At 45.5% G+C, this 4,379-nt stretch carries 2 protein-coding genes and 1 riboswitch; of the genes, one reads left to right on the top strand and one right to left on the bottom strand.

The window, feature by feature from the left end; translation table 11 throughout:
* Positions 1–213: 213 nt before the first annotated feature.
* Positions 214–786 (bottom strand): energy-coupled thiamine transporter ThiT, encoded by a 573-nt coding sequence (gene thiT / locus ACVR1G_RS10810; protein ID WP_447453172.1) that lies wholly within the window; start codon positions 784–786, stop codon positions 214–216.
* An 85-nt stretch (positions 787–871) separates the two neighbouring features.
* A riboswitch (TPP riboswitch) is annotated at positions 872–1,003 on the bottom strand.
* A 279-nt stretch (positions 1,004–1,282) separates the two neighbouring features.
* Between thiT and ACVR1G_RS10805 the strand changes: the two genes are divergently transcribed.
* A partial coding sequence (locus ACVR1G_RS10805; protein WP_447453171.1) for an antigen I/II family LPXTG-anchored adhesin occupies positions 1,283–4,379 on the top strand: 3,097 nt, incomplete at its 3' end.

Here is a 4,379-nt window from a genome sequence, read left to right as displayed (position 1 = left end):
GTAGGAAGGAAGCATAATGGCTAGAAGTTATTAGGAGCTAGTCTTGGCTCATATACGATAGGTCTGCAAGAAAAGCCCTCGCTGGGATTAAACTCAGCGAGGGCTTTTTGGGTGTGTGTCTACTGCAGTAGGTGACAAATTTTATTTCATTTACCGTTTTCTAAAATTTGATGATTCCTGAAGTTGAATTCCTTTTAGTCTAAGTTGACCTTTTTAGCTTATCAACAGAAAGCGTTTGATAAAAGGAAAGAGCAAACCCAGAGCAATGATGCAGGCTAGGGTCTCACCCAGCCAAGAAGAACCATTGACAATGGCAGAATAGATGAGAGCTGACTGTCCCTTAGGAGCGTAGCTTCCCCAGAAAATAATTCCAGCGATAAAATGGACAATATAGCGAGACAGGCTGCCGACTAAGATGCCAAGGATCATGGTGGTCCAGCTCCTTAAGGACTGATGTTTTCTAAGGGTTTGTTCAAATAAAGGCTGGATGACTCCGGCAAGTCCGATCAAGCTAAAGGCAATGAAGTATTCTAAAAAGCCCTGCCAGAGATTAAGCCAGCCTCCGGCGGCCTGACCGGTTACAACCTGTAAAATTCCCCAGATAAGCCCTGCCAACACAGCGGGCCTTGTCCCGCGGCGGAAGGCTAAGATAAAAATGGGGACCATTTTAAAAGAGAGAGAGAGCCATGGTCCCAGCGATAAGGGCTGGGTAAAAATATCTAAAACCATAGCCAAACCTGCAAACAAGGCTATTTCAGCTATAGAAGCAACATTTGTTTTTTGCATAAAAAAATCCTTTCTCGTTACCGCAGTCAAGACTGGGCACCTACATGATTGCCACAATCAAAACCGCAATAAACTCAAGGAAAATTTATTATGATTTTCACATCCCTTACGCAAGCATTACCTTGTTCAGGTTCAAAGAGTTTAGACGAAACTTCCAATCCAAAGTAGCAAGGATAGAAAAAAGTCATTCTCAGCAAAAGCTCCTCTTGTGACACCTTCATCATAGCAAAATTTTGTGCACTTAACAAGATCTTATCCCTATGATATCAAAAGCTAATAAGCCGATTAATTAGGCTAAATGCAAATAGTCAAGGAAGATTTATTTTGTGCTTTTGTACTTAGAAGGCCAATCATAATTTATCTGTAATAAACAGAAAAATATCATATATTTTTCAGAACAATGGCAATGTGAGACAATAATATTTCTTAATCAGGGGAATTATGTTACAATATTCCCGGCAATATTATTTGCTTAGAAAAATATTGGGAGAAAATAATGAAAGCAAAACAAGTTTACGGTTTTCGAAAAAGTAAGGTTGTGAAATCTCTATGCGGTGCTGTGTTGGGAGCTACAGCGCTGGTGTCACTGACAGGCTATAGAGCAGCAGCCGAGGAAGTATCGGAAACAACATCGACAAGCGGTGTTGACACTAAAGTTGTCGGGACAGCAACAGGCAACCCAGCGACTAATCTGCCGGAAGCTCAAGGGCCAGCCAGCGACCAAGCCAGCCAGAGTCAGGCCCAAGCCGGCCAGAACAATGGGGGGAAGCTGGTTGTAGAGGCCCCGTCACCAGAATTGGAGCAGGCGGTTAAGGAAGCCTACCAAGCTGGTGTGACGGTTCAAGAAGAGGCTGATGTGGACGCGGGGACCGTTCAGACCTCAGAGCAAGCAGCTGCTAAGCAGGCGGAGATAGATGCGGATTATGCCCAGCAAGTAGAAGAAATTAAGACAACCGTCGACTCTTATAAGGAAGAAGTTGCTAAGCACAAGGCGGAAGTTGAGCGAATAGATGCAGAAAACAAGGCCGCTGCAGAGCAATATGATAAAGATTTGGCTGCCCATCAGGCAGAAGTTGAGCGGATTAATACTGCTAATGCTGCTGCCAAGGCTGACTATGAAGCTAAATTAGCCCAGTACCAAAAAGAGCTGGAAGCCATTCAAAATACAAATAAAAATAATGAAACAGCTTATCAGGCTGCTCTTGCTGCCTATCAAGCAGAGTTAGAGCGCGTTCGCAAGGCCAATACCGATGCTAAAGCGGCTTACGACAAGGCTGTGGCTGAAAATACGGCAAAAAATACTGAGATTGCAAAAGAAAACGAAGCTATCAGACAGCGCAACGCCGACGCCAAGGCTCAATATGAAGCGGCCCTGAAGCAATATGAAGCTGATTTGGCAGCAGCTCAGCAAGGCAATAAGGATAATGAAGCGGATTACCAAGCCAAAAAAGCAGCTTACGAACAAGAGCTGGCTCGCGTACAAAAGGCCAATGCCGATGCCAAGGCAGCCTATGATCAGGCTGTCAAGGACAACAAGGCTAAGAATGCTGAGATTGCAGCAGAAAATGCCGCCATCAAACAGCGCAATGCGGATGCCAAAGCTAAATATGAAGCGGCCCTGAAGCAATATGAAGCCGATTTAGCAGATATCCAACAAAAGAACAAGGATAATGAGGCAGACTATCAAGCTAAACAGGCCGCCTACGAGCAAGAGCTCGCTCGCGTGCAGAAAGCCAATGCCGATGCTAAAGCGGCTTACGACAAGGCTGTAGCCGAAAATACGGCAAAAAATGCCGAGATTGCAGCAGAAAATGCCGCCATCAAACAGCGCAATGCCGATGCTAAAGCCGCCTATGAAGCTAAATTAGCCAAATATGAAGAGGACTTAGCTAAATACCAAAAGGATTTGGCTGAATATCCTATCAAAAAACGGGAATACGAAGAAGAACAAGAGCGCATTAAAAAGGCTCTGGAAGAACTTGAGAAGCATAAGAACGAAGACGGTAACTTGACGGAACCATCTGCTCAAAGCTTGGTTTATGATCTTGAGCCCAATGCCCAATTGGCTTTGACGACTGAAGGTCAGTTTTTAAAAGCTTCTGCTATGGATGATGCTTTCAGCAAGAGTACTTCAAAAGCTAAGTATGATCAGAAAGTACTTCAGATGGATGACTTGGATATCAGTAATCTACAACAAGCTGATGATGTCTCTTCTTCAATGGAGCTCTTTGGTAATATTGGCAATAAGTCGGATTGGACGACAACTGTAAGTAGCACTGGTGAAGTTAAGTGGGCTTCTGTCCTTTTAGAACGCGGCCAAAGTGCTACAGCGACTTACACCAATTTAGAAAACTCTTACTACAATGGTAAAAAGATTTCCAAGATTGTCTTTAAGTATACTGTTGATCCAGATTCAAAATTCCAGAATCCAGAAGGTAAGGTCTGGCTGGGGATCTTTACCGATCCAACTCTAGGGGTATTTGCGTCTGCTTTCACTGGTAATATAGAAAAAGATACATCTATCTTTATTAAAAATGAGTTCACCTTCTACGATGAAGATGGCAATCCGATTGACTTTGATAATGCGCTTTTATCGGTAGCATCATTAAACCGTGAGCATAACTCTATCGAGATGGCTAAGGACTACACTGGTACCTTCGTTAAGATTGCTGGTTCATCTATCGGTGAGAAAAACGGTCAGATTTATGCTACGGACACGCTTAACTTTAAACAGGGCGAAGGTGGTGCCCGTTGGACTATGTATAAGAATAGTCAGCCAAACTCAGGTTGGGATTCATCCGATGCACCCAATTCTTGGTATGGTGCGGGGGCCATCAAGATGTCTGGTCCAAATAACAGTATTACCTTAGGTGCCACATCGGCAACAAATGTCATGCCGCTTTCTGAAATGCCGATTGTTCGAGGTAAAGACAATTCGGAAGGTAAACGGCCAAATATTTGGTATTCTCTTAACGGTAAAATCCGTGCGGTTAACGTACCGAAAGTGACCAAGGAAAATCCAGAACCACCGGTAGAACCTACCAAGCCTTCAGAACCTGTTTACGAGGTCGAAAAGGACTTGGAACCAGCCCCGGTAGAACCCAACTACGAGCCGGAGCCAACACCGCCGACTCGGACACCGGATCAGCCGGAACCCAACAAGCCGGATGAGCCCAACTATGAAGTAGAACAGCCATCCGAACCAGCCCCGGTAGAACCCAACTACGATCCAGAGCCAACACCGCCGACTCGGACACCGGATCAGCCGGAGCCCAATAAACCGGATGAGCCCAACTATGAAGTGGAGCAGCCATCCGAACCAGCTCCAGTAGAACCCAACTACGAGCCGGAACCAACCCCACCGACTCGGACACCAGATCAGCCGGAACCCAATAAGCCGGATGAGCCTAACTATGAGGTAGTGCCAACGCCGCCGACGCCGCCAATCCTACAGCGTTTCCCTGGAGCACCCGCTGTTCCAACGGTTCGTTACCACTATGCGAGATATGCCATCCAGCCTCAGGTTAACAAGGCCATCACCAATAACGTAGGAGTCGATATCGACAAGACCCTGGTCGCTAAACAGTCGGTGG

Source organism: Streptococcus dentasini (genome assembly GCF_053206945.1).
The sequence above is the reverse complement of the archived record's forward strand: the minus strand, read 5'-3'. Positions and strand labels throughout refer to the sequence as shown.